Consider the following 26854-nt stretch of genomic DNA (forward strand, 5'->3'; position numbering starts at 1 on the left):
ACTTCAATTAACTGTCCAACGCCTTGTACTTCTCGCGCAGGTGGTTACGAATCCACACCGCCGACAGGTTGAGCGTGGCGATCACCAGTACCAGCAGCAAGGCGGTGGCGTACACCAACGGCCGTGCGGCTTCGACGTTGGGGCTCTGGAAGCCGACGTCATAAATATGGAAGCCCAGGTGCATGATCTTCTGGTCCAGGTGCAGGTACGGGTAGTTGCCATCCAGCGGCAGCGACGGAGCCAGCTTCACCACACCCACCAGCATCAGCGGTGCCACCTCACCGGCGGCACGCGCCACGGCGAGGATCATGCCGGTCATCATTGCCGGGCTGGCCATCGGCAGTACGATCTTCCACAGCGTTTCCGCCTTGGTCGCGCCGAGTGCCAGGGAGCCTTCACGCACGGTGCGGGGAATGCGCGCCAAGCCCTCTTCGGTGGCCACGATCACCACCGGCACCGCCAGCAGCGCCAGGGTCAGCGAGGCCCAGAGCAGCCCCGGCGTACCGAAGGTCGGCGCCGGCAGGGCTTCAGCGAAGAACAGACGGTCGACCGAGCCCCCCAATACATACACGAAGAAACCCAGGCCGAACACGCCGTAGACGATAGCCGGTACACCGGCCAGGTTGTTCACGGCGATGCGGATGATGCGCGTCAATGTGTTCTGCTTGGCGTATTCACGCAGGTACACCGCGGCCAGTACGCCAAACGGGGTCACGATCATTGCCATGATCAAGGTCATCATCACGGTGCCGAAGATGGCCGGGAAGATCCCGCCTTCGGTGTTGGCTTCCCGTGGGTCATCGCTGAGGAATTCCCAGACCTTGCTGAAGTAGAAACCGATCTTGGTCATCGTGCCCATGGCGTTCGGCTGGTAGGCGTGCACCACTTTGCCGATGCCGATTTCCACTTCCTTGCCGTTGCCGTCACGCGCCGTCAGAGCGTCGCGGTTGAACTGTGCATGCAGGTCGGCCAGGCGCGCTTCGATGTCCTGGTAGCGGGCGTTCAGCTCGGCGCGGTCGGCGTCCATGTCAGCCTGGGCGGCGGCGTCGAGCTTGCCTTCCAATTCCAGCTTGCGACCGTGCAGGCGGATGCGCTCCAGCCCTGCGTTGATCGCGCCAATATCGGTTTTTTCCAGGCTCTTGAGCTGAGCGGCCAGCTTGTTCACGCGGTCCACTCGGGCTTGCAGCTCCGGCCACGCAGCCTCGCCTTCGGCAATCACCTTGCCGTCCTGCTTGACGTTGACCAGGGTGCCGTAGAAGTTGCCCCACTCACGACGCTCGATGGCCATCAGGTTCGCAGGCTTGGTCTGGTCCTTCAGCCACTCACCGACAATCCAGGTGAAGTCGTTGCCGTTCAGGTCGCGGTTGCCAACCTTGATCAGCTCGCGGGTCATGAATTCCGGGCCTTGGTCCGGTACCGGCAGGCCTGCGCTTTTCAGGCGCTCACGCGGCACTTCTTCTTTCTGCACCACTTCGCCGATGACGATGTGGTTGGCCTGGCCTGGCACGTTGTAGTTGGCCTGGATCAGGTCGGCCGGCCAGAAATGGCCCAGGCCCCGCACCGCAATCACCGCCAGCAAACCAATGGTCATGATGACCGCGATGGACACCGCGCCACCGCTGATCCAGACGCCTGGGGCGCCGCTCTTGAACCATCCATTCAGGGAGTTCTGTTTCACAGACTTCTACCTTTCTTAAAGCGACGAGTATTTCTTGCGCAGACGCTGACGAATCAGCTCGGCGAGGGTGTTCATGATGAAGGTGAACAACAGCAGCACCAGCGCCGAGAGGAACAGCACGCGGTAATGACTGCCGCCCACTTCCGACTCGGGCATCTCCACTGCAACGTTGGCCGCCAGGGTGCGCAGGCCCTCGAACAGGTTCATCTCCATCACCGGGGTGTTACCGGTGGCCATCAGCACGATCATGGTCTCGCCCACAGCGCGGCCCATGCCGATCATCAGCGCCGAGAAGATGCCCGGGCTGGCGGTGAGGATGACCACGCGGGTCATGGTCTGCCACGGCGTGGCGCCCAAGGCCAGGGAGCCCAGGGTCAGGCCGCGTGGCACGCTGAACACGGCGTCTTCAGCGATGGAGTAAATGTTCGGGATTACCGCAAAACCCATGGCCAGGCCGACCACCAACGCGTTGCGCTGGTCGTAGGTAATGCCTAGATCGTGGGAGATCCACATGCGCATGTCACCGCCGAAGAACCAGGTTTCCAGGTACGGGCTCATGTACAGCGAGAGCCAGCCCACGAACAGGATCACCGGGATCAGGATCGCGCTTTCCCAACCATCGGGAACGCGCAGACGGATCGACTCAGGCAAGCGGCTGAAGACAAAGCCAGCCACCAGGATGCCAATCGGCAACAGCATCAACAGGCTGAAAATGCCCGGCAGGTGGCCTTCCACATACGGCGCCAGGAACAGGCCGGCGAAGAAGCCGAGGATCACCGTCGGCATGGCTTCCATCAGCTCGATCACCGGCTTGACCTTGCGGCGCAGGCTCGGCGCCATGAAGTAAGCGGTGTAGATCGCTGCGGCAACCGCCAGTGGCGCCGCCAGCAACATGGCGTAGAACGCGGCCTTCAAGGTACCGAAGGTCAACGGGGCCAGGCTCATCTTGGGTTCAAAATCAGTGTTGGCGGCCGTGGACTGCCAGACGTATTTAGGCTCGTCGTAGTTTTCGTACCAGACCTTGCTCCACAACGCGCTCCACGACACTTCCGGGTGCGGGTTATCGAGCAACAGCGGTTGCAGCTTGCCACCCGCCTCGACGATCACACGGTTGGCCCGTGGCGACATGCCGAACAGGCCCTCGCCATCGACCACCGGGTCCACCAGCAAGGTGCGGTGGGCGGTGCTGTGGAACACGCCGAACTGGCCAGCAGCATCCAGGGCGGTGAAGCCTTTGCGGCGCTCTTCAGCGCTGATCTCGACGATGGGCGCAGTGCCCATCTGGAAGGTGCGGATCTGCTTCAGACGCTGTTCGCCATCCGGGTCACGGGCCATGAACCACTGGGCCAGGCCGCCTTTGGAGTTACCCAGGATCAGCGAGATACCACCAACCAACTGGGTGCTGGCGGTGATCTCCGTGTCGGCGTCTTCCAGCAGTTTGTAGCGCCCGTTGAGGCTCTTGTCGCGCAGGCTGAACACGTCGGCCAGGGCACGGCCGTTGATCACATACAGCCACTGCTGGCGTGGGTCGATGAAGATCGCCTTCACCGGCTCGGTCATCTGCGGCAGCTCGACACGCTTCTGCTCGCTGGTGACTTCACCGGTCATCATGTTTTCTTCACGGCTCAGGGTCAGCACGTTCAAGTGCGAACCGGCGGAACCGGCCACCACCAGGGAGGTGTCGGTGGCGTTGAGCGCAACGTGTTCCAGCGGGCGGCCGGCGTCATCCAGCACGATCGGCGTTTCGCCGTAGGGGTATTCGATCGCCGGGGTGATGGTCTTCTTGCCGTCCGGGTACGACACCTTATAGGTGTGGCGGAACACCAAAGCCTGGCCATTGGACAAGCCGAGGATCACCAGCGGGCTGCCCGGCTGGTCTTCCCCAATGGAAGCAACGCTGGTACCGGCCGGAATCGGCAGGTCAACACGCTTGAGCTCGGCGCCGGTGTCCACGGCGAAGAACAGCGCCTGGCCCTTGTCGGAAACCCGCATGGCGACCTGGTTCTGTTCTTCGAGGGAGATCATCAACGGCTTGCCGGCGTCCTGCATCCAGGCGGGCGTCAACGCGTCTTCCTTGGTCAACGAGGCGCCCTGGAACAGCGGCGCGACCACGTAGGCGAGAAAGAAGAAGATCAGGGTAATGGCGGCCAGCACGGCGAGGCCGCCGACCAGCACATACCAACGGGTGAAGCGATCCTTAAGCGCGCGGATGCGGCGCTTGCGTTGCAGCTCAGGCGTATTGAAATCAATGCGCTTGGGAGGGGAAGTTGTCGTCATGGTGGAATTGGCCAGATCATTCATGCGCACACCCTAGCGATCCTGTATGACAGAAAGATGACAGTGCAGTGACGCAACAAATCCGCCGCGAAGCAGGGCTGGCAGCGGATAAAAAATTAGGGATGTAACCGGGCTTGTGTGGGAGCGGGCTTGCTCGCGAAAGCGGTGTGTCGTTCAACACATCTGGCGACTGACACGACGCCTTCGCGAGCAAGCCCGCTCCCACAGGGGCCCGGTATTACACCGGGTATCGCAGGCTTAGTTGCCTTCTTTCAGGCCCAGGTCAGCCAGGGCCTTGGCGGCGACTTTGGCTGGCAGTGGGATGTAGCCGTCTTTGACCACCACTTCCTGGCCCTGCTTGGACAGCACCAGTTTCACGAACTCAGCTTCCAGCGGCGCCAGAGGCTTGTTCGGGGCTTTGTTGACATACACGTAGAGGAAACGCGACAGCGGGTATTTGCCGTTCAGGGCGTTTTCTTCGGAGTCTTCGATGTAGTCAGTGCTGCCTTTCTTGGCCAGTGGCACGGTCTTCACGCTGGCGGTCTTGTAGCCGATGCCCGAGTAACCGATGCCGTTCAGCGAGGAGCTGATCGACTGCACGACCGAAGCCGAGCCCGGTTGTTCGTTCACGTTTGGCTTGTAGTCGCCTTTGCACAGGGCTTCTTCCTTGAAGTAGCCGTAGGTGCCGGATACCGAGTTACGCCCGAACAGTTGCACTGGCTTGTTGGCCAGGTCGCCGGTCACGCCCAGGTCGCCCCAGGTTTTCACATCGGCCTTGGCGCCGCACAGACGCGTCGACGAGAAGATCGCATCGACCTGTTCCATGGTCAGGTGCTGGATCGGGTTGTCCTTGTGCACAAACACCGCCAAGGCATCCACGGCAACCGGGATAGCGGTTGGCTTGTAGCCGTACTTCTGCTCAAAGGCCGCAAGTTCCGTGTCCTTCATCTTGCGGCTCATCGGGCCCAGGTTGGAGGTGCCTTCAGTCAGCGCAGGTGGCGCGGTGGCGGAGCCGGCAGCTTGAATCTGGATGTTGACGTTCGGGTATTCCTTTTTGTAACCCTCAGCCCACAAAGTCATCAGGTTAGCCAGGGTGTCGGAGCCGACGCTGGACAGGTTACCCGACACACCAGTGGTCTTGACGTACGCCGGGATTGCCGGATCAACACCAGCGGCCACCGCGTTGGCGGTCGCAACGCCAGCAGCGACAAAAGTCATTGCCGCCATCAAACGTTTCAGTTTCATGCCTTGCTCCTAGCAGATAGGGATAATTGGATCGGGGCCAAGTATCGGCAGGCCGTGTGAACACTCTATGTCTGAAATATGACAATTAGATGAAAGGCCACTATCGGGAAGCGAGGGTATGCGAAGTAAAAACGGAACAGACACGTTCCTTGTGGCGAGGGAGCTTGCTCCCGTTGGACTGCGCAGCAGTCCCATCTTTAAGGGCCGCTTCGCGACCCCGCGGGAGCAAGCTCCCTCGCCACAGTGGATCAGGCTGGCTTTAGCGGCCGCGTTTCCACAGATACCCACCTACCAGCATCCCCATCACGCATAGGACGGCCACATAGTAAGCCGGGCCCATCGGGCTCTCCTTCATCAGCAGCGACACCGCCAAGGGCGTCAGCCCACCGAACACGGCATAGGCGACGTTGTAGGAGAACGACAGGCCACTGAAACGCACCACCGGCGGGAAGGCCTTGACCATTACGTAGGGCACCACGCCGATGGTACCGACAAACAGGCCAGTCAAGGCGTACAGCGGGAACAACCAGTCCGGGTGGGCCATCAGGCTGTGATACAGCGTCCAGGAAGTCGCCAGCAGCAGAGCACAACCGGTAACCAGCACGCGGCCGGCGCCAAAACGGTCGGCCAGGGCACCCGAGGCGATGCACCCCAGGCTCAGAGTCACGATGGCCAGGCTGTTAGCTTGCAGCGCAACCGTAGGGCTGAAGTGGTAGATGGTTTGCAGCACGGTCGGGGTCATCAGGATGACGACCACCACGCCGGCCGACAGCAGCCAGGTCAGTAGCATCGACAGCACAATGGCGCCACGGTGATCGCGCAACACGGCGCGCAAGGGCAGCTCAGCGGCCAGGCTCTTGCGTTGCTGCATCTCGGCGAAGATCGGGGTTTCATGCAGCCAACGACGCAGGTACACCGACAGCAGGCCGAATACGCCGCCGAGCAGGAAAGGAATCCGCCAGGCGTAATCAGAGACCTGTTCCGGTGTATAGGCGCTATTGATAGCGGTAGCCACCAACGAGCCCAGCAGAATACCGGCGGTGAGGCCGCTGGTCAGGGTGCCGCAGGCATAGCCGATGTGGCGGGGCGGGACATGTTCGGAGACGAACACCCAGGCGCCCGGCACTTCGCCACCAATCGCCGCGCCCTGGATCACGCGCATCAACAACAGCAGCAGCGGCGCCCACAGGCCGATCTGTGCGTACGTCGGCAGCAGGCCCATGATCAGGGTCGGCACGGCCATCATGAAGATGCTCAAGGTGAACATCTTCTTACGGCCCAGCAGGTCGCCGAAGTGCGCCATGATGATGCCGCCCAACGGGCGCGCCAGGTAGCCGGCCGCGAAGATACCGAAGGTCTGCATCATGCGCAGCCATTCGGGCATGTCGACGGGGAAGAACAGTTTCCCGACCACGGTGGCGAAAAACACAAAGATGATGAAGTCGTAGAACTCCAGCGCTCCACCCAAGGCAGACAGCGACAGGGTTTTGTAGTCGTTGCGGGTCAGCGGGCGCGAGGGTTGCGCACTGCTTGCGGGCACGGAGGACATGGCAAGGCTTCTCTTATAGTAATCATCGTAAAGGACTGCACGCCCGTGACTTGCGGCGGGTTTGGCAAGATAGCAAATCGCCTGAAAAAGCACAGCGCCAGGAGCACAGTTGCGCGCAAAAGCCCCGATACAGCGTCTATTTACCGACCAAATGAGCGTCGGGAGGTCGTCGTGGCGCCAGGGTCTCGATATACTCGCCGGTGCAAGCGCCAGACCCGCTGTCTTGAGGGGCTGCTGTGCCAAAACGTTGTTGGGTGCCACCCAGCCGATTTGGCAGAGTTTCCCTTTAGTTCGCCTTACGAGAAACGCATCGAGCGGTGTATGTTGGTGCTGAAACGTTTTTCTAAGAAGACGGCTATCCACTTGAAATACCCATGAAGCGTCACGGGTCAGAGGCACCCTCGGCATGATCGAACTCGAACAAGAAGATCCTATCCCGCAAGGCGATCTCGCCCTGCAAATCACCGCGCTTCCGCGTGAAACCAACGGCTTTGGCGATATCTTCGGCGGCTGGCTGGTCGCGCAGATGGACCTGGCCGGCACGGCAATGGCCAGCAAGGTCGCCGGTGGGCGCGTGGCCACCGTGGCCATCGATCGCATGGCGTTCCTGGTGCCGGTGGCCGTGGGCGCGCAGCTTTCCTTCTATACCCAGGCCCTGGAAATCGGCCGCAGCTCGATCCAGATGATGGTCGAAGTGTGGAGCGACGATCCGTTGTCCAGCGAATGGCGCAAGGTGACCGAAGCCGTATTTGTGTTCGTCGCCATCGATGGCAGCGGCCGCACGCGCTCGGTACCGTCACGGGCGCGTTAAACCTCGCCGGGTTTTGACGGTCAATTGCCCCATTGCCTGCCACTAAGAGAGCTTTGTTATGCCTACGCCCCACGTTGAGACGGTAAAAGTCGACGAGCTGGACTGCTGGCGCATCCGCCACAACGGCGCCGAGTTGATGGTGGCCCAACAGGGTGCGCATATCTTCAGTTACCAGCGCGAGGGCGAACAGCCGCTGATCTGGCCGAACCCTGAGGCCGTGTTCAAGCAGGGCAAAGGCATTCGTACTGGCGTACCGGTGTGCTGGCCGTGGTTCGGGGTGTTCGACCGCAACCCGCAAAGCGTCAAAGCCATGCGCCAGAGCGACCAGCCTGCCGGCGCCCACGGTTTTGTGCGTACCGCGATTTGGGAGTTGGCCGAAACAGCAATCGAGGGTGAAGCCCTGCGCATCGAGCTGGTGCTGCCGGTTCCTGCAGGCGGCTTCCCCGGCTGGCCCCATGAGGTCGACTTGAAGTTGAGCCTGCTGCTGGATGACCAACTGCATATCCGCCTCACCAGCCACAACCGCGGCACCGACACCGTGACCTTCAGCCAGGCACTGCACACCTATTTCGCTGTGAGCGACGTGCGCAACGTGCAGGTCGAGGGGGTGGATGGCTTGGCCTATATCGATACTGCTGATGGGTGGACCGAGAAGCAGCAATCCGGCTTGCTGCACTTCACTGGCGAAACGGATCGCATCTACCTGGATACACCGGCGCAGTTGAGCATTGTCGATAAAGACTGGCAGCGCCGCGTCCAACTTACCAGCGAAGGCTCCAAGTCCACCGTGATCTGGAACCCGTGGACCGAACGGGCCAAAGCGCTTGATGACATGGCCGATGACGGCTGGCAGGGCATGTTGTGCATCGAGACGGCGAATGTGTTGGATGATGTGGTGAGCCTGGCGGCCGGTGAAAGCCACACTCTGGGCGTGAGCATCACCGCGATCGTCCTGTAGAGGAGCAAGCCCTAATAGCTGTAGGAGCGAGCTTGCTCGCGAAAAACCCATAGGCGCCGCGTTTATTCAGGAAACACGCGTTATCGTTGACGTTTTTCGCGAGCAAGCTCGCTCCTACAGATCGGATTCCTGCACCACCCGCACCTTCCCGGCCTCCAGCGCATACGCGGCATCCGCCAAGTCGTTATTGACCTTCTCCACCTTTAACGTGCCCGTGACCCACAGCGGCGTGTAGATATCATCCAGCTTCAGCCCCTTGGGATAGCGCACCAGCACCAGTTGGTTGGGCGGCGGTGGCGGAACATGGATACACGCGCCCGGGTAAGGCACCAGGAAGAACAACGTGCTGCGGCCCTTGGCGTCCGTTTCAAGCGGCACCGGATAGCCGCCAATGCGGATATTCTTGCCGTTCATGGCCGCTACGGTCTTGGTGGAATACATCACCGCAGGCAGGCCCTTGCTCTGCTTCAAGCCACCCTTGTCGGTGAACGTGCCTTGGGCTTCGGGGGAGTTGTGATCGATCTCGGGCATGGCCTCGAGGGCTTTCTGATCCGACAGCGGCATCAGGTCGAGCCAGTCGGTTTCCGGCAGTTCGCCAGCGTGCGCCAGGCCAGAGCCCAGCAGAAGAAGCGTTAATAGAAGACGGCGCATGGAGAGGCTCGGGAAATACAAGTGCCGAGCATTCTAGCCCTCTGCGCCTGCGCAGCGCAGAGGACTTTGTCGGCTGATTACTTCTTTTTGATCAGGCCGTAGATCACCAGCAACACGATGGCACCCACCAGCGCGCCGATGAAACCTGCGCCCTGGCCTGCCTGGTAGATCCCCAGGGCCTGACCGCCGTAGGTCGCGGCCAGGGAACCGGCGATACCCAGCAGGATGGTCATGATCCAGCCCATGCTGTCGTCGCCAGGCTTGAGGAAGCGCGCCAGCAGGCCGACGATCAAGCCGATAAAGATGGTTCCGATGATACCCATGGCATTTCCCTCTGATTGGTATGAGTCATGCCAAAGCCTAGTCAGGCTTTGGCATCCTGCAATCAGAGAGACGCAGAACCCCAATGGTTCCCGCCGTGGCCAGGCTTATTGTTCGGCGATCAGCGCTTCAACCTTGAGGATCTGCGCCTGCAGCGTCGCACGGTCCTTGCAACGCAGGTTGGCGTGACCGACCTTGCGCCCGGCCTTGAAGGCCTTGCCGTAGTGATGCACGTGGCAATCGTCGATCGCCATCACACGCTCCACTGGCGGTACAGCGCCGATGAAGTTGAGCATGGCGCTCTCGCCGACCTTGGCCGTGGAGCCCAACGGCAAGCCCGCCACCGCCCGAAGGTGGTTTTCGAACTGGCTGCACTCGGCGCCTTCGGTAGTCCAGTGCCCGGAGTTGTGCACGCGCGGGGCGATTTCGTTGGCCTTGAGGCCACCGTCGACTTCAAAGAACTCAAACGCCATCACGCCGACGTAATCCAGTTGTTTGAGTACGCGGCTGGAATAATCTTCGGCCAAGGCCTGCAGCGGGTGGTCGGTGCTGGCCACGGAGAGCTTGAGAATGCCGCTGTCGTGGGTGTTGTGCACCAACGGGTAAAAGCGGGTTTCGCCATCACGGGCGCGTACGGCAATCAGCGAGACTTCGCCGGTGAAAGGCACGAAGCCTTCCAGCAGGCAGGCAACGCTGCCCAGCTCGGCAAAAGTGCCGACCACATCGGCCGCGGTACGCAGGACTTTCTGACCCTTGCCGTCGTAACCCAGAGTACGGGTTTTCAACACCGCCGGCAGGCCGATGTTGGCGACCGCCGCGTCCAGGTCGGCCTGGGACTGGATGTCGGCGAAGGCCGGCGTCGGAATGCCCAGGTCCTTGAACATGCTCTTTTCGAACCAGCGGTCGCGAGCGATGCGCAAGGCTTCGGCGCTCGGGTACACCGGCACGAACTGCGACAGGAAGGCCACGGTTTCGGCCGGGACGCTTTCGAATTCGAAGGTCACCAAGTCGACTTCATCGGCCAGTTGCCGCAGGTGATCCGGGTCGCTGTAGTCAGCGCGCAGGTGTTCACCCAGGGCCGCGGCGCAGGCGTCCGGCGCCGGGTCCAGGAAAGCGAAGTTCATCCCCAGCGGCGTACCCGCCAAAGCCAGCATGCGGCCCAGTTGGCCGCCACCGATTACACCGATTTTCATCGTCAACAACCTCAGGCGATGCGTGGGTCTGGATTGTCCAGCACGCTGTCTGTCTGCTCAGCACGGAATTTTTTCAGCACCGCATGAAACTGCGGGTGCTTGGCGCCCAGGATGCTGGCGGACAGCAAGGCTGCGTTGATCGCGCCGGCCTTGCCGATCGCCAGGGTTGCCACCGGGATGCCGGCCGGCATCTGCACGATGGACAACAGCGAATCCACGCCCGAGAGCATCGACGACTGCACCGGCACGCCAAGCACCGGCAGGTGAGTCTTGGCCGCACACATGCCAGGCAAGTGCGCCGCGCCGCCGGCACCGGCGATGATCACCTCGATGCCACGGGATTCTGCTTCATCGGCATACTGGAACAGCAAGTCCGGGGTGCGGTGGGCGGAGACCACCTTCACTTCGTACGGAATGCCGAGTTTTTCCAGCATATCGGCGGTGTGGCTAAGGGTGGACCAATCGGACTTGGAGCCCATGATCACGCCAACCAATGCACTCATCGTCGTGCCTCTTCTCTCTGGGCGCCCGCAGGCGCGTCAAAAAACAACAAGCCACGCGGGAGACCGGCGTGGCTTGTTGTACGAATTAGTTTCGGGCCAGAACTGCCTGCGCTCAATCAGGCTGCGTTAAAAACAAACTCGGAATGCTCATTGGCTAAAGCCAACTCCGCTTCCTCGCTTGTTTTTGCCTTGCCTGATCTTCGCTCGGCGAGTTCTGACCTCGAAACGCGGCCGGTTGGACCGGCCGAAGGCCGCGCAGTATACCGTAATAATCCAGATAAACAGCCCCTGGGATGACCATCTGTCTAGCGACGCAAAGTGGCGGTTTTATTGACTTAAGAGTCAGGCGCGAGGTCCAGTCGATGGGTCTTGGCAATGGCATCGATCACCACCGACGAGACCCCCACTTTTGCAGCGATCACAGGCCATTGCACCACCGCCTCATGCACCTCACGGATGATCTGCCTGGCCTTCAGCCCTTTGATCTGGCTGCCCACACTGAGCAGGTCATCCACCACAAAATTGTCGCGCTTACCGTTGATGCTCATCTGATGGCTGTCGACCCAGAAGTTTCCAGGCATATAGGACCAGGTAATGTCATAGGCAGGCGACAAATACCAGGTACCGTCAGTGTCCAGCAAAAAGCTGATGTTCTTGGTGTGATCGTCCTGATTTCGAGCGATAACGTTGAACACCATGCGCCTGAAAAACTGTTCCGCCTCCCGACGCCCCAGTTTCAGCGCCCTAAACACGTTCAGGGCCTCGGCGTAGGAGTACTCACCCGGTTTTTTGTAGCCGGCATGATCCAGTGCGCACAAGGTCGCGGTGTGAATCTTGTCGCCGTCATCGGTGCGGTCGAATCGCTTGGTCATGAAATGAGCACGCCCGCCCTCTTCAAGCAGACGGCACTCAGTCATTACCACACCGGCTTGCCTGGCCATCAGGTGGTAGGCATATTCGATGCGACCAAAACCCAGGCTGTCAGCAAGCACGTCAGTGTTTTTTGCGACATCGAACTTGAGCAACCAGTAGCTATAGCCTTTGGGCGCTGGAACCTGCCCTGACCGGATATGCCCTTCGCGATTGATGGCAATGATCGCCTTTGCGCGAGCGCCACCGGCACTTGTGCCCACCTGGATCAAGCGCTGCAACGCGGCGTCGTCGACGCTAGGGTCATTGGATGTCAGCCGGTCCTCCAGGCTTTGCCGCCCCGAGAGCACCTCCCCAGCCAACTGGGCCAGCGCCGCGATCTCGATGGTTTGGGCTTCATTAGCCTCCGTGTTCATGGCCGGCCGATATTCCAGCGCGCCCATACCGCGATTACCTTGGTAGAGGAGTCGATCCACCGGCGTGAACGAAAGCTTGTCGCGACCCTGCTGCGCCAACCATGCGTTGATCAATGCATTACCGAAGTCATCCGGAAGCGAGTCGGCAAAAATTGCCGGAAGCGCCTTATAGGTTTCCCGGTTCAGGTTAGTGAAGGCGTAGGTGTACCCGGCGCGGGCGGGCATGTGAATGGGCGAGATCTCAAGCCCCGTGGAGACAAACTCGGGTGAAAACTCGAACTCGCCCACCTGGGTTGTCTGGTCCCAATTGAGCGCTCCGACGTATAAACCCCATAAATAGATCTGTGCAATCACCAACGGGTGTCCTTCTTGACTGCGTCGGGCACAAGGCGCTTTTTCTGGCCCGGTACTGAGGTGGTTTCGGATGAGTCTTTGCGGGTGGTATAGGCGCGCTGACGTTTTTTCCCAGCCATTTTCGCCATCTGGATGGGGCTTGAACGCACGTCCTCGACCAGAGAGCTCAACCGATCCAGTTCCCCGATCACCCGCAATACCGCAATCAGATTGAGCAAGGTGCCCTTGCCCGCCATCAACTGCCGTAACGTCGTGCGGGAAATACCCGCCTCCTCGGCAACCGTTTCCTGATTGATGTTCTTCTTCACCCTCAAGGCTTCAACGCGCGAGCCAATCGCTTGTGCGATAGCTTGCTCACTCATCGTCGTCATTCGCATTTTGTGCAGTTCCCTGATCAAAAGATGGATTTACACAAACCTTTGATCAGTATTCTAGCCAATATTTATCCGGCAAGTGATCACATATTGAACAATACTTTTTGGGCAGAAAAATGATCAAAAAATGACAAAAATCGATCTATTGAGCACTAAACCACTCAATTTCATTCAAGCGAGACCTCGATCTCCTTGCGCCGCCCCACCTTCCAGCTTGCGCCACAACAACCGCACATTGGCCTTGCGCACCAACGCGCAGCGATACAAGCGAATCTCCAGCGGCACATGCCATTGCGGCCCGCCGCACACCACCAGTTCGCCACGTGCTAACTCTGCACGTACGCTCAACTGCGGCACCCAGGCGATACCCAAGCCTTCGAGCGCCATGCTCTTGAGGCTGTCGGCCATCGCGGTTTCGTAAATAGTAGTAAAGCGCAGGGCACGCTGGCGCAGCAGCAAATTCACCGAACGGCCCAGGAACGCGCCGGCGCTGTAGGCCAGCAGCGGCACGCTGCCCTCGCCTTCCAGGTCGAACAGCGGCTTGCCGTCGGCATCGGCGGCGCATACCGGGAGCATTTCGGTGTTGCCCAGGTGCAGCGACGGGAAAATCTCGGCGTCCATTTGCATCGCCGCGTCCGGGTCGTAGAACGCCAGCATCAGGTCGCAACCGCCTTCGCGCAGGGCATGTACCGCGTCGCCGACGTTAGTGGCGACCAATCGCGTGGCGATGTTCAGCCCTTCGTTGCGCAACTGCGCGATCCAGCGCGGGAAAAAGCCCAGTGCCAGGGAGTGAGCGGCCGCCACTTGCATGACTTCACCCTGCCCGCCTTCCAGGTGATGCAAATGGCGCAGCACTTCGCCCAGCTGTTCGACCACCGTGCGCGCCGTCACCAGAAACAACTGCCCGGCCGCCGTCAGTTCCACCGGAGTGCGTGAACGGTTGACCAGCGTCAGCCCCAACGCGGCTTCCAGGCTACGGATACGCCGACTGAACGCCGGCTGGGTGACAAAGCGCCGCTCAGCCGCCTGGGAAAAACTACGCGTCGCTGCCAGGGCGCTGAAGTCTTCCAACCACTTGCTCTCAAGGTTCATCACTGCCTCCCACGGAATGCACCATTTTGGCACACACGCCCGCCAAGATAACTGGGTCACATCCACATTATGCCGTTTGTGCATAGGCCAGTGTTTAACAGCATTGGCCCAAAAAGTTCTACAAGCCTAGCATTCGCAGCGTTCCGGCCAGTTCCGGGTCCATATTGAGATGATTTCCGTCATGTCCTCTGCTGCATCTTTCCGTACCGAAAAAGACCTGCTTGGCGTACTCGAAGTACCGGCTCAAGCGTATTACGGCATCCAGACCCTGCGAGCGGTGAATAACTTCCGTCTCTCGGGCGTTCCGATTTCGCATTACCCGAAATTGGTGGTCGGTCTGGCAATGGTCAAGCAAGCAGCGGCTGACGCCAACCGCGAGTTGGGCCAGCTCAGCGAAGCCAAGCACGCCGCCATCAGCGAAGCCTGTGCTCGTCTGATCCGCGGCGATTTCCACGAAGAGTTCGTGGTGGACATGATTCAAGGCGGCGCTGGTACTTCAACCAACATGAATGCCAACGAAGTCATCGCCAACATCGCGCTGGAGGCCATGGGTCACCAGAAGGGCGAATACCAGTACCTGCACCCCAACAACGATGTGAACATGGCGCAGTCGACCAACGACGCCTACCCAACCGCGATCCGCCTGGGTCTGCTGCTGGGCCATGACGCGCTGCTGGCCAGCCTCGACAGCCTGATCCAGGCGTTCGCCGCCAAAGGTGCCGAGTTCAGCCATGTGCTGAAAATGGGCCGCACCCAGTTGCAAGACGCCGTGCCGATGACCCTCGGCCAGGAATTCCGCGCCTTCGCCACCACCCTGGGTGAAGACCTGGCCCGCCTGAAAACTCTTGCGCCAGAACTGCTCACTGAAGTGAACCTGGGCGGCACCGCGATCGGTACCGGCATCAACGCCGACCCGCGCTACCAGGCCCTGGCCGTACAACGCCTGGCCACCATCAGCGGCCAGCCGCTGGTACCGGCGGCCGACTTGATCGAAGCCACCTCCGACATGGGCGCCTTTGTACTGTTCTCCGGCATGCTCAAGCGTACTGCGGTGAAGCTGTCGAAGATCTGCAACGACCTGCGCCTGCTGTCCAGCGGCCCACGCACCGGCATCAACGAGATCAACCTGCCGGCTCGCCAGCCTGGCAGCTCGATCATGCCCGGCAAGGTCAACCCAGTGATCCCGGAAGCGGTCAACCAGGTAGCGTTCCAGGTCATCGGTAACGACCTGGCCCTGACCATGGCAGCCGAAGGCGGCCAACTGCAGTTGAACGTGATGGAGCCGCTGATCGCCTTCAAGATCTTCGACTCGATCCGCCTGCTGCAACGCGCCATGGACATGCTGCGCGAGCACTGCATCGTCGGCATCACCGCCAACGAAGCGCGCTGCCGCGAACTGGTGGAACACTCCATCGGCCTGGTCACCGCGCTGAACCCGTATATCGGCTATGAAAACGCCACCCGCATTGCGCGTATCGCTCTTGAAAGCGGGCGCGGCGTGCTGGAACTGGTGCGTGAAGAAGGCTTGCTCGACGACGCCATGCTCGACGACATCCTGCGCCCCGAAAACATGATTGCCCCACGCTTGGTCCCGCTGAAGGCCTAAGCGTTTGTTGCACCGCTCACCAGGTTGAGGGACTAGACACCTCTCACCTTTTGAGGGCCTGAAGGCTCGTTCTTCAGGCCCTTTTTTTTGCCTTGAGGTTGCTCCATGACGCCCATAAAAAATCTAATATCGCACCGCAAACCTTCCTCGCCTTGCACGACCGCGCTGAAACCTTTAATCGCCCCGTGCAGACGGATCACGCTCGCCTAGGTATAGTGCCGCCCCTCTTCGCGTCTGCGGCTGTCGGTAACGAGGCCCGGGAACCACGCGAAAGCGCATGAATAACAACACCCGCAAAAGGATGGGGATCGAGCGTCGTGCACTGCCTGGTGCCGAGCGATGCGTCGGACCGTCCTGCGTTTGCCATCAGAAAAATCAGCGAGGAACACTCCATGCTCGAAGTCATCAACGACTTCCTCTCAGGGAAAGTACTGATCGTGCTCATAGTCGGGCTCGGCGGTTATTTCACGATCCGCTCGCGTTTCGTTCAATTGCGTCACTTTTTCCACATGTTCTCGGTGTTTAAAGACAGCCTCAAGAGCAGCGCCGGTCAACTCAGCTCGTTCCAGGCGCTGATGCTCAGCCTGGCGGGCCGCGTGGGGGCCGGTAACATTGCCGGTGTCGGCATTGCCGTGACGTTGGGTGGCCCGGGTGCCGTGTTCTGGATGTGGGTCACCGCGCTGGTGGGCATGTCTTCGAGCTTTATCGAGTGCTCCCTCGGCCAGTTGTACAAGCGCACCGACGCTGAGGGCACCTACCGTGGCGGCCCGGCGTATTACATCCAGCACGGTCTGCACAAGCGCTGGCTGGGGATGGTCATGGCGTTCCTGCTGCTGGTGACCTTCGGCTTTGCCTTCAACGGCCTGCAAGCCCACGCTGTCACCCACTCGCTGAACAACGCCTTCGGCCTCGACACCACCTACACCGGCCTCGCGCTGGCGGTGTTGCTGGGCCTGGTGTTCATCGGCGGGATCAAGCGTATCGCCTCGATCGCCGACCTGCTGGTGCCGGTCAAGACCCTGGTCTACATCGCCGTGACCCTGTACGTGATCGTGCTGCAATTCGACCACGTACCGGCCATGCTCGCGACCATCGTCAAGAGCGCGTTCGGCCTCGACCAAGCCTTCGGTGGCCTGGTGGGCAGCGCGATCATCATGGGTGTAAAGCGCGGCGTGTTCGCCAACGAAGCAGGCTTGGGCAGTGCGCCTAACGTGGCGGCAGTGGCGTCGGTAGAACACCCGATCGCCCAAGGCGTGGTGCAAGCGTTCAGTGTGTTCCTCGATACTTTCGTGATCTGCACCTGCACGGCGTTGCTGATCCTGCTGTCCGGTTTCTACACCCCAGGCTTTGAAGGCGACGGCATTGCCCTGACCCAGAACTCCCTGGCGGCGGTAGTGGGTGACTGGGGCCGCATGTTCATCTCGGTGGCCCTGGCGTTGTTCGTGTTCACCTCGATCATGTACAACTACTACTTGGGCGAGAGCAACCTGCGCTTCTTGGTCGGCAACAACCGCAAGGTGCTGATGGGTTATCGCGCTTTGGTGCTGGTGCTGATTTTCTGGGGCTCCATCGAGAACCTGAGCACGGTGTTTGCCTTCGCCGACATCACCATGACCATGCTCGCGTTCGTCAACCTGTTCGCCCTGGCGTTCCTGTTCAAGATTGCCATGCGCATCCTCAACGACTACGACAACCAGCGCGCAGCGGGCATCAAGACTCCGGTGTTCGACTCCAGCCAGTTCCCCGACCTGGACCTGGACCGCAAGGCATGGCCGGCCAACCCGGTGAAAACCGAGGCGGCTCCGGCAGCTGAACTGAGCGCTCAAGCGCAACGTTAATCACGGCTAGATGACACGCCGCCCGGCCTTGGGCATGCTCTGGGCCCGGCGGCGTTTTTCGTTCAGGAGATTTTCGATGCAATCAGCTAATAACGTCATGGTGCTCTATACCGGCGGCACCATTGGCATGCAGGCCAGCGCCAATGGCCTGGCACCCGCGTCTGGTTTTGAAGTACGCATGCGTGAACAGTTCGCCGACGCAGACCTGCCCGCGTGGCGCTTGCGGGAAATGTCACCACTGATCGACAGCGCCAACATGAACCCTGCCTACTGGCAACGCCTGCGCAGCGCCGTGGTCGAGGCGGTAGACGCTGGCTGCGACGCCGTGCTGATCCTGCACGGCACCGACACCCTGGCCTACAGCGCGGCGGCCATGAGCTTTCAGCTGCTGGGCCTGCCGGCGCCGGTGGTGTTCACCGGTTCGATGCTGCCCGCCGGTGTGCCCGACAGCGATGCCTGGGAAAACGTCAGCGGTGCGTTGACGGCCTTGGGCGAAGGCCTGAAGCCGGGTGTGCACTTGTACTTCCACGGCGCGCTGATGGCGCCGACTCGCTGCGCGAAAATTCGCAGTTTTGGGCGCAACCCGTTTGCCGCACTGCAACGCAATGGCGGTGTCGCCCTGGCAGACAAGCTTCCCGCCGCCCTGGATTACTGCAACGACAAGGCCCCGGCCAACATCGGCGTCCTGCCGCTGATTCCTGGCATCACTGCCGCGCAACTGGATGCACTGATCGACAGCGGCATCCAGGCGCTGGTGCTCGAGTGCTTCGGTAGCGGCACCGGCCCAAGTGACAACCCAGCCTTCCTGGCCAGTCTCCAGCGTGCGCAGGACCAGGATATGGTGGTGGTCGCGATCACCCAATGCCATGAAGGCGGCGTGGAACTGGATGTCTACGAAGCCGGCAGCCGCCTGCGCGGCGTGGGTGTACTGTCCGGCGGCGGCATGACCCGAGAAGCGGCCTTCGGCAAGCTCAACGCCTTGATTGGTGCGGGGCTGGACAGCGCCGAAGTCCGCCGCCTGGTGGAACTGGACCTGTGCGGCGAGCTGAGCTGAGCGGCATGTAACTTGCTCTACTTCCAGCCATCCCCTGGCTGGAAGTTCCCATGCTGCATTCCCACCTCACCACCCTCAATGCCGTGTCCCTGGTGCTGCGTACCTTCGAGGCCGAAGGCTTGCCCCATGAAGCATTGCTGGCCGGCAGCGGCATCTGTGCGGCGGATTTGAGCCGCGCCGACACACGTATCGCCACGCATCAGGAGATGCAAGTGTGTGCCAATGCCGTGGCCCATCAGCGTGATATCGGCTTGATCGTTGGACGGCGTATGCATGTTTCCTCGTACGGCCTATTGGGCTATGCCCTGCTCACCAGTGCCACTTTCGGTGACGCTTTGCGCCTGGCCCTGCGGTATCCGGCGCTGTTGGGAACACTCTTCGAACTGAGCCTGGAAGAGGACGGCGAACGTATCTGGTTCACGGCCGGCGATTACCGCGAAAACCCGGCACTGACTGCCTTCAATGTCGAGCTGTGCCTGGGATCACTGAAGGTCATTTGCGACGACTTGCTCGGCCATCCACTGCCGTTGCTGGGCGCTCGGTTCGAGCACGATGCGCCGGATTATCAGACCCGCTACGCCGAGAGCTTCGACTGCCCGCTCCAGTTTCAGGCTATCGCCAACGCGTTCGCCTTTGATAAACGCTGGCTCGCCCAACCTTTGCCCCTGGCCGACGCGGTCACCCATCAGGCCATGGTCGAACGTTGCCGCAAACAGAACACCGAGTTCACCGGGCGCGAGGCCTGGCTGGGGCGAATCCGCCAGTTGCTGGCCACACAACTGCACGCCGCACCTGGGCTCGATGGCCTGGCTCAGCAGATGAACTGTTCGGCGCGTACCCTGCGCCGGCACCTGCATAACCTGGGCTGCAGCTATCAGGAACTGCTCGATGAGTTGCGCTTTGAACGCGCCAAACAGTTGTTGGCTGACCACCTGTGGCCGATCCACCGGATTGCCGAGACGCTGGGGTTCAGCGAAACGGCGAGTTTCAGGCATGCGTTCGTGCGCTGGAGCGGCGTGACGCCGAGCCAATTTCGTGCATGACGCGCCAATGAGGGGCGAATTGCGGACACATACTTTGGCCATATTGATCCCCTTTTGGCCGCTCCTGTCGTTCTCATAAACCGTGCCCACCGCAAGACTGCATGCACCGATACAGCCTGCGGAGAACAACAAATGCTGACGATCTACTCGGACGATCACCACCTGCACCACGGCCGCTGTGAACTGATGGACGGGCAACTGATGCCCTGCTTCGAAATGCCCTCGCGTGCCGATCATGTGCTGCAACGGGTCAAGGACCGTGAACTGGGCCCCGTGCAGGCCCCTCAGGACTTCGGCCTGGCACCGCTGCAACGTATCCACAGCCGCGACTACCTCGACTTCTTCAAAGGCGCCTGGCAACGCTGGACCGAGTACGGCCAGGACGGCGACCTGTTGCCCTACACCTGGCCCGCTCGTACGTTGCGCCGCGTGCTGCCCACCAGCCTGCACGGCCAGTTGGGCTATTACAGTTTCGACGGGGGCGCGCCAATCACCGCCGGCACCTGGCAAGCGGCCTACAGCGCGGCGCAAGTGGCCCTTACGGCGCAGGCCGCCATCGCCCAAGGCGCCCACAGTGCCTTCGCCCTGTGCCGCCCGCCCGGGCATCACGCCGCCAGCGATTTGATGGGCGGTTATTGCTACCTCAACAACGCGGCCATCGCGGCCCAGGCGTTCCTTGATCAGGGCTGCAAAAAGGTCGCGATCCTCGACGTGGATTACCACCACGGTAACGGCACACAGTCGATTTTTTATGCGCGCAGCGACGTGCTGTTCACCTCGATCCACGGCCATCCAGAGGCAGAGTTTCCGTTCTTCCTCGGCTACGCCGATGAGCATGGCGAGGGCGCCGGCGTTGGTTTCAACTTCAACTATCCGTTGCCGGCCGGCTCCGGCTGGCACGCTTGGAGCGCGGCGCTGGAACAGGCCTGCGCCGAAATCGAGCGCTACGCCGCCGACATCATCGTGGTATCCCTGGGAGTGGACACTTTCAAGGACGACCCCATTTCGCAGTTCAAGCTCGAAAGCCCGGACTACTTGGCCATGGGCGCGCGCATTGCCCGCCTGGGCAAGCCCACGCTGTTCGTGATGGAAGGCGGCTACGCGGTGGAGGAAATCGGCGTCAACGCCGTCAACGTGCTGGAAGGTTTCGAGGAAGCAGCCCAATGAACATACTCAAGTCGCTCGCCCTGTGCGCCGTGGTTGTCAGCGGCGCAGCCCAGGCCGAAGAAAAAACCCTGAAGGTCTACAACTGGTTCGACTACATCACGCCCAAGGCGCTGGAAGACTTCAAGGCCCAGCACCCGTCGATCAAGCTGGTGTACGACATCTTCGACACCAACGAAGCCCTGGAAGCCAAACTGCTCACCGGCAACTCCGGCTATGACGTGGTGGTGCCGTCCAACGTGTTCCTGGCCAAACAGATCGAAGCCGGCGTGTTCCAGCCCCTGGACCGCAGCCAACTGCCCAACTGGAACCACCTCGACCCCAAGCTGATGAAGCTGATCGAGGCCAACGACCCGGGCAATCAATACGCCGTGCCCTACATGTACGGCACCATCCTGATCGGCTTCAACCCAGCCAAGGTCAAGGCGGCCTTGGGCGACAACGCCCCCGTGGACAGCTGGGACCTGATCTTCAAGGAAGAAAACATCAGCAAGCTCAAGCAATGCGGCGTCGCGCTGCTGGATTCGCCCTCGGAGATCCTGCCCCTGGCCTTGCAGCACCTGGGCCTGGACCCCAACAGCAGCAACCCCAAGGACTACGACAAGGCCGAAGCGCTGTTGATGAAGATCCGCCCGTACATCACCTACTTTCACTCCTCCAAATACATGGCCGACATCGCCAACGGCGATATCTGTGTGGCGGTGGGCTATTCCGGCAGCTTTTCCCAGGCCGCCAACCGCGCCAAGGAAGCCAAGAATGGTGTGACCGTGGACATGCGCCTGCCCAAAGAGGGCGCGCCGATCTGGTTCGACATGCTCGCCATTCCCAAGGGCGCTAAAAATCCGGGCGACGCCTACACCTTCATCAACTATTTGTTGCAACCCGACGTCATCGCGCCGGTCAGCGATTTTGTCGGTTATCCCAACCCGAACAAGGACGCTACCGAGCGGGTCGACCCGGCCACACGCAACAACCCCAACCTGTACCCGACCGACACGGCCATGACGACGCTCTATACCCTCAAGCCCTTGGACAGCAAAGCCGAACGCGCCAGGACAAGGGCCTGGACCAAGATAAAGTCCGGGAGGTGAAGCGCTGTACAGGCGTACGTGCATTTAACAGCAGGCCTATGTAAGCACCGCCTACCTGGCTGGCCGAGCCCTAGCATGGAAACTCCGAGCCTATACCTCGGGCTATCTCCATCAACCGGTCAGACAGGGAAGCCACTCTATGACCTCATCCGCTGCAAATAACCACACGAACGCCAAACGGCTGGATGAGCGCTCAGCGCTGTTCACCCAACTCTATGTCGGCCCTTCATTCAGGGAGACCGCATCGGCCCTGTTGCGCCAGTCACTTCGGGAACAGTACCCGACGCTGGATATCAACCCGGACATCGCCATGGTCGGTACGCCGACCTGGCAACTGATTGACGACGAGATTGTCGCTGGGCCCACGGAATATCAGGCACTCAGCGACATACTCGCCCAACAGGCGGTTCTATCAGTGCCGGCCCTGTACATCGAGGGCGAACATTTTCTCACCCAGCAACCGATTGTCGAGCCGGCAGTTCACTTGCCCGTGCGTATCTGTGAAATCGCCAAAACCCTCAACCTGCTGGCCCCCGTCATGCTGCGGGCCTTCCAGCAACAGTTGGTCGCCTACTGGAATCAAACCAACGGCAGCGGCCCCCATTGGCACGAGTTGTCGAGCATGTTGCGGGCGGTCTGGAATGTCGAGACAGCAGACGACTGGAGCACCATCGAGTGCGCCATGGCGCGCACCCTGTTCACCCACCCCGATAAAGCCGACAGGAAGGACAAAGACCCTTACAACCTCAAGGCCTGCCTGATCGATATCGACCGCGTCGACGCTGACCACGTGACGCACCAGAATGAAGTGGTGATCGCGGTATTGCTCGGCGAACATGAAGGGCAGCGTTCGATCCTCATGTATTCGCTGCTCAAGGGCTATGAAAAATTTCCCTCGCTGGAGCACCTGGGCAATTCATTGTCGTTGCACCTGCCAGCCTCTGCTTCGAACCAGGAAATTCATTGGCGGCTGTTCGAGCCTGATGGCGACTTTTTTGATCATCAGGCCTGCGCAATGGTGTCCGTGCTGGTCGAGGCCGTGGGTGCAATCGACTTCTCGGACCTGCGCCAGACCCATAACGCCGATGTCGTCCTCGGCACGCCGCCAGTCATCGCCCCCCTTGCCCCTGAAAAGGGCCCAGGGCTTGCCTGGTATCAGAACCAGTTGCCCGACTGGCTGACAAAGGCGTCCATCGCCGACCAGAACTTCTTTGCCCGGCACTTGAAGGACCTCGCCGCCCTGCACAACCAGAACGCCGGCCGCTCTTACCTCGACGACGTTCCCTCCATCGAGGCTTATGCGTTGAAGGTGATCAAAGCGCAAATGATCAAGGATCATCCTGCCAGCGCTAACGTTCCCTTGGATAGAATCCGTCTGACTGTGAAAAGCCCGGTCATCTGGGGCACCTTCGTGGTGCCGGGGCAGTTCGAAACCACCTCTCTGAGCGTGGTTGAACTGGCCTTGCAAAACCTGATTGCGCTGCCGACCGGCAGCCGATCCGTCGAGATCGATAATGGTTTCAAACTGCCTGGGTGGATGAACTCCAACTATTTTGTAGACTTGGTCACCCATGCCGATATCGGCAGTACCTATCCTGCGTTGATCAAACAAAAACTGCTGGACGACCCGCAGGAATCGTTACGCCGTAAAACCCTCTATAGCCAACACCTGCGTATCCAACTACCTATGCAGGCGTTGCAAGCCAAGATTCGCCAGCAAGAAGGCATTGACGAGCGAGGCTACCGTTATGTGGCGGCGGTGTTACAAGACCAGGCCACTGACCGCCAGGTTGACGGGCAAACCATTGTGCTCAGGCCATTGGCGTTCCGGCCCCTGCGGCGCGCGGAAGCGACATTGGACACCGTTGCCAACATGTACGTGATCGGCCCCGAGGACCTGACGGCCGGCCCATGCCTGTTGTATCGACCGATGTTCACACCGCCCCTGATGCAGTTCCCGACCCCGGCCAATCTAATCTATGGGATTTCGCAATCGAGCACCCTGCGCGAGTCGATACTGGCCTGGCTACCGGACGCGGTGCGTAACGACTACGCCAATTACGTATTCCCCGGCGCACTGCCTACGCCCTGGCAGGTAGCCGATTACCTGATCGAGCCTGACAAACTATGGACCATGAGCGGCCCCATGGCGCTGGGTGAACAAGTGCTTAACGGCGACCGGTTTTCCACACTGTTCAAAGCCAACGCCAATGCCTTGATCGAACTGTCGGATCGGCAATCGGTTTCCAATGCCGAAAACCGTTGGGCCACGTTCAAGCAAGCCGGCTGGCTGATGTTCAACGCCGTGCTGCCCTTTCTCGGTCGTACCGTGGGCACGGCGGCGTGGATCTGGCAGGTGGTCGATCAACTGCAGAACTTTATCGAGGCCCGGGAGCACGGCGAACAGCAAGCCGAGTGGTCGGCGTTCACCGATGTCCTGCTCAACCTGGGGATGGCCATCACCTTGCATGTCGCCAGCCGCAGCCACCGTCCCGGCTACCCACGCAAGGCCCAGCCAACCCTGTCGCAGCCGACAAGCGCCACGGACGTCACCGTCAAACAACAACCGTCCCTGACCCAGGCGTTGCCGTCCAAACATTCATCTCACTTGCACATCAGTGGGGCAATCAAGCGCGCCCCTGGCGAACTTGCCACCCTGCTCGACAGCTTCAAAGTCAATAAGCCCGACGGCCTGGGCACCGCTGAAAGCGCGGCAGGCCAGCACCAGCATCTATTCAGGCACGCACAGCACTACTACGCCCCCGTCGGGGAGCGCTGGTTTGAGGTGAACTCCGATGAAGATGAAACGGTGGTCATCATCGACCCCAAACAACCGGAGCGCACGGGCCCGACGTTGATTCACAACGCCCAGGGCCAATGGTTCATCGACACCCGTCTGCGCCTGCGCGGCGGCGGCCCGAAAAAACAACAGGAAAGGTCCAGATCCGAAGCGGATGTCAGGGTGGTGGAAGCCCAGCGGCGGTTGTCAGAATTTGAGCGAGACAAGAGCGCCACGCAGTTCGAGATACAGGCGGCCCGCGCTGAGATGGAGGATCCCGAGGCCAGCACTTCGGCCGATGCCCGCCGTGAGATCTACCTGCAAAAGCTTGAGGCCCAGAGAAATAACTATGAAACGGCGCTGCAGCAACTCAAGGTCTTGAATGTGTTTGCCCCGACTGCGAACTATCAAGAGCAAGTCGTGCGCTACGTCGGCGCCCAGTTGGACCTGACGGAAACCGGCATACGCGAAGCTCAAGTCACGTTCACGCCGAAGCTTAAAACCGTGCTGGACCAGATTGAGCGACAGGCCAGCCATCCCGACGAGCGCCATATCGAGGACGCCCAAACTTTGACCGAGATGAGTCAGGACATGATCGAACGCCTGAACTACACGGAATCGCGGTTCGCTCAGCTTAGAGCGATGGGGCGATCCGGCTTCAAGGCGATGAGCCAACATCGCAAAAGCTTGCCGATTTACACGGCTCGCGACCTCAGGTTCCTGCAAGTGACCCTGGCGCGCAATCTGTGCGTGGACGAAAACAGCTTGACCACGGCTCCGGATGCCTGGAACGCCATCGACCGGATTGTCGACAGCGCCAATCTGTCGATTCAGACCTTGCGTGAAACCCTGTTCGAACGCAGCGAGTCGCGTCTGGACGAACGCATCGAAACCTTGGGCAGCCTGGTCGAACAGTTCAATGTCCTCGATGAACGCCTGCAGGACTTTCCGGCCGAATTTACCAACGTTGCACTGACCACTCCCCTTACGCGCCTGCGTGAAAAAATCCGCGGCTTCTACAACGAAACCGTTGGCCACCTGGAGCTGCTGCACAGTGACCGGGACGCCATCAGAAACCGGCCAACTCCGCCGCCGACCCCGCCTAAAGCCAGGAAAAAAGTCATTTATACGCGTTACAACGGTGTGCTGGTCGGTGACCCACGCCTGTCAGCAATAGGCGAGGAAACCGGGCTGGTGGATATCAGGTCTCCGCTTACCCAGGAGGTCATGGCGACCTTCCACGAAAAGCCCGCAGGCGTCTGGGTGCAGCGCGTGAATCCGGTCGAAACGACGTCCAGCACCGCCGTCGATATCGCCACCCGCATCAATCAAGCCCAGGACCTGTTGGACGCACTGGAGGCTTTCAAGCAGCGTGCTACCGAACAAGCCGCCAAGCCGGGGCGCACTGCCTCCGGCATAGAAGCGCTGTATCACCAGCACGCACTGGAACTGGAACAGGCGTCTGCGAACATTGAGGAGGCCCTCACCCAAAGCAACGAAACCGAGAGTTACAAAACCTCGGCGGCCCTTGTCGACAAAAAACTCAACGAGGCGGCCCAAGCCCTCTACAAGGAGGCTTCACGCTGCAAGTCGTTGTTGTTCAAAAAGCATCCACCCACCGTGCATGCTCTGGAATGGCTGCTGAAAAACCAAGAGGTCGTCATCAAGAAAACCGTCACGCGGCGTCGGCTCAAAGGCCCGGAGAAGGACTATCTGGACGAGTACACCATCCACAACCGCGAAGACCATAGCGTGCTGTGGTATGCGCATTTTCATTACTCAACCGACTGGGTGCCCGCCAAGGCATTCCTGCGCGCGCGCCTGAAAACTCCGCAGGAGCACGCCCGTGGCGCGGAATCCGACACCCTCAACGGCCTTGGCGAGAAGCAAAAAACCGCGGTGTATCTCAGTGAAATCAATCTAGACCAGGCCCGGCGGTTGTTTTTCACGGTGAAATAACTCCCCCCTGAGGTGGGGGCGTTCGCGC

General features: G+C 60.5%; 20 protein-coding genes. 9 read left to right on the top strand and 11 right to left on the bottom strand.

Annotated elements, in window-relative coordinates:
• Positions 1–7 precede the first annotated feature (7 nt).
• From pstA to ODQ19_RS03660, 4 genes are all read right to left on the bottom strand, one after another.
• On the bottom strand, positions 8–1678 hold the full coding sequence (gene pstA, locus ODQ19_RS03640; protein ID WP_034129126.1) for a phosphate ABC transporter permease PstA: 1671 nt from the start codon (positions 1676–1678) through the stop codon (positions 8–10).
• 15 nt (positions 1679–1693) lie between these two features.
• Positions 1694–3727 (bottom strand): ABC transporter permease subunit, encoded by a 2034-nt coding sequence (locus tag ODQ19_RS03645; RefSeq protein WP_330209436.1) that lies wholly within the window; start codon positions 3725–3727, stop codon positions 1694–1696.
• A 486-nt stretch (positions 3728–4213) separates the two neighbouring features.
• A complete protein-coding gene (locus tag ODQ19_RS03655) occupies positions 4214–5200 on the bottom strand; it encodes a phosphate ABC transporter substrate-binding protein PstS (protein WP_003195633.1) in 987 nt (328 codons plus the stop codon).
• A gap of 259 nt (positions 5201–5459) precedes the next feature.
• Complete coding sequence (locus tag ODQ19_RS03660) at positions 5460–6749, bottom strand: MFS transporter (RefSeq protein WP_330209354.1); 1290 nt, start codon at positions 6747–6749, stop codon at positions 5460–5462.
• Positions 6750–7155: 406 nt separating this feature from the next.
• Here ODQ19_RS03660 and ODQ19_RS03665 point away from each other — a divergent pair, with 406 nt between their 5' ends.
• Complete coding sequence (locus ODQ19_RS03665) at positions 7156–7560, top strand: acyl-CoA thioesterase (RefSeq protein ID WP_003176975.1); 405 nt, start codon at positions 7156–7158, stop codon at positions 7558–7560.
• Positions 7561–7618: 58 nt separating this feature from the next.
• Positions 7619–8518, top strand: a complete 900-nt coding sequence (locus tag ODQ19_RS03670; RefSeq protein WP_330209355.1) for a D-hexose-6-phosphate mutarotase — start codon at positions 7619–7621, stop codon at positions 8516–8518.
• 114 nt (positions 8519–8632) lie between these two features.
• On the opposite strand, the gene ODQ19_RS03675 is transcribed toward ODQ19_RS03670, so the two are convergent.
• The 7 genes from ODQ19_RS03675 to ODQ19_RS03705 form a co-directional block, all read right to left on the bottom strand.
• Positions 8633–9169: a DUF3299 domain-containing protein gene (locus ODQ19_RS03675; RefSeq protein ID WP_057701925.1), complete on the bottom strand. Its 537-nt coding sequence runs from the start codon at positions 9167–9169 to the stop codon at positions 8633–8635.
• A 77-nt stretch (positions 9170–9246) separates the two neighbouring features.
• On the bottom strand, positions 9247–9492 hold the full coding sequence (locus ODQ19_RS03680) for a GlsB/YeaQ/YmgE family stress response membrane protein (RefSeq protein ID WP_005792540.1): 246 nt from the start codon (positions 9490–9492) through the stop codon (positions 9247–9249).
• Between the two features lie 105 nt (positions 9493–9597).
• The gene (locus tag ODQ19_RS03685; protein WP_330209356.1) at positions 9598–10683 is read right to left on the bottom strand and encodes a 5-(carboxyamino)imidazole ribonucleotide synthase; all 1086 of its coding nucleotides are present in this window, start codon (positions 10681–10683) and stop codon (positions 9598–9600) included.
• A gap of 11 nt (positions 10684–10694) precedes the next feature.
• On the bottom strand, positions 10695–11186 hold the full coding sequence (gene purE / locus ODQ19_RS03690; RefSeq protein ID WP_003195648.1) for a 5-(carboxyamino)imidazole ribonucleotide mutase: 492 nt from the start codon (positions 11184–11186) through the stop codon (positions 10695–10697).
• Positions 11187–11521: 335 nt separating this feature from the next.
• A complete protein-coding gene (locus ODQ19_RS03695) occupies positions 11522–12826 on the bottom strand; it encodes a type II toxin-antitoxin system HipA family toxin (protein ID WP_330209357.1) in 1305 nt (434 codons plus the stop codon).
• Positions 12823–13203, bottom strand: coding sequence for a helix-turn-helix domain-containing protein (locus tag ODQ19_RS03700; RefSeq protein ID WP_330209358.1), 381 nt, complete (start codon positions 13201–13203; stop codon positions 12823–12825). The genes ODQ19_RS03695 and ODQ19_RS03700 overlap by 4 nt, the downstream gene beginning before the upstream one ends.
• Before the next feature lie 168 nt (positions 13204–13371).
• Positions 13372–14292: a LysR substrate-binding domain-containing protein gene (locus ODQ19_RS03705; protein ID WP_003195655.1), complete on the bottom strand. Its 921-nt coding sequence runs from the start codon at positions 14290–14292 to the stop codon at positions 13372–13374.
• A gap of 181 nt (positions 14293–14473) precedes the next feature.
• Between ODQ19_RS03705 and aspA the strand changes: the two genes are divergently transcribed.
• The 7 genes from aspA to ODQ19_RS03740 all read left to right on the top strand — a co-directional run bounded on the left by aspA (position 14474) and on the right by ODQ19_RS03740 (position 26826).
• On the top strand, positions 14474–15898 hold the full coding sequence (aspA, locus tag ODQ19_RS03710) for an aspartate ammonia-lyase (protein WP_003195657.1): 1425 nt from the start codon (positions 14474–14476) through the stop codon (positions 15896–15898).
• A 392-nt stretch (positions 15899–16290) separates the two neighbouring features.
• Positions 16291–17736 (top strand): alanine/glycine:cation symporter family protein, encoded by a 1446-nt coding sequence (locus ODQ19_RS03715; protein WP_034129133.1) that lies wholly within the window; start codon positions 16291–16293, stop codon positions 17734–17736.
• Between the two features lie 76 nt (positions 17737–17812).
• Entirely contained in the window at positions 17813–18790 is a 978-nt protein-coding gene (locus tag ODQ19_RS03720; RefSeq protein WP_330209359.1) for an asparaginase, read from the top strand.
• A 50-nt stretch (positions 18791–18840) separates the two neighbouring features.
• The gene (locus ODQ19_RS03725; protein WP_330209360.1) at positions 18841–19833 is read left to right on the top strand and encodes an AraC family transcriptional regulator; all 993 of its coding nucleotides are present in this window, start codon (positions 18841–18843) and stop codon (positions 19831–19833) included.
• A 132-nt stretch (positions 19834–19965) separates the two neighbouring features.
• Positions 19966–21000 carry a histone deacetylase family protein gene (locus tag ODQ19_RS03730; RefSeq protein WP_330209361.1) on the top strand — a complete coding sequence of 345 codons (1035 nt, stop codon included), beginning with the start codon at positions 19966–19968 and terminating at the stop codon, positions 20998–21000.
• Positions 20997–22088 (top strand): polyamine ABC transporter substrate-binding protein, encoded by a 1092-nt coding sequence (locus tag ODQ19_RS03735; RefSeq protein ID WP_330209362.1) that lies wholly within the window; start codon positions 20997–20999, stop codon positions 22086–22088. The genes ODQ19_RS03730 and ODQ19_RS03735 overlap by 4 nt, the downstream gene beginning before the upstream one ends.
• 139 nt (positions 22089–22227) lie before the next feature.
• On the top strand, positions 22228–26826 hold the full coding sequence (locus tag ODQ19_RS03740; protein WP_330209363.1) for a dermonecrotic toxin domain-containing protein: 4599 nt from the start codon (positions 22228–22230) through the stop codon (positions 26824–26826).
• Positions 26827–26854: the final 28 nt, after the last annotated feature.

The organism is Pseudomonas sp. AM4(2022), from assembly GCF_036346515.1.
Classification (GTDB): domain Bacteria; phylum Pseudomonadota; class Gammaproteobacteria; order Pseudomonadales; family Pseudomonadaceae; genus Aquipseudomonas; species Aquipseudomonas paracarnis.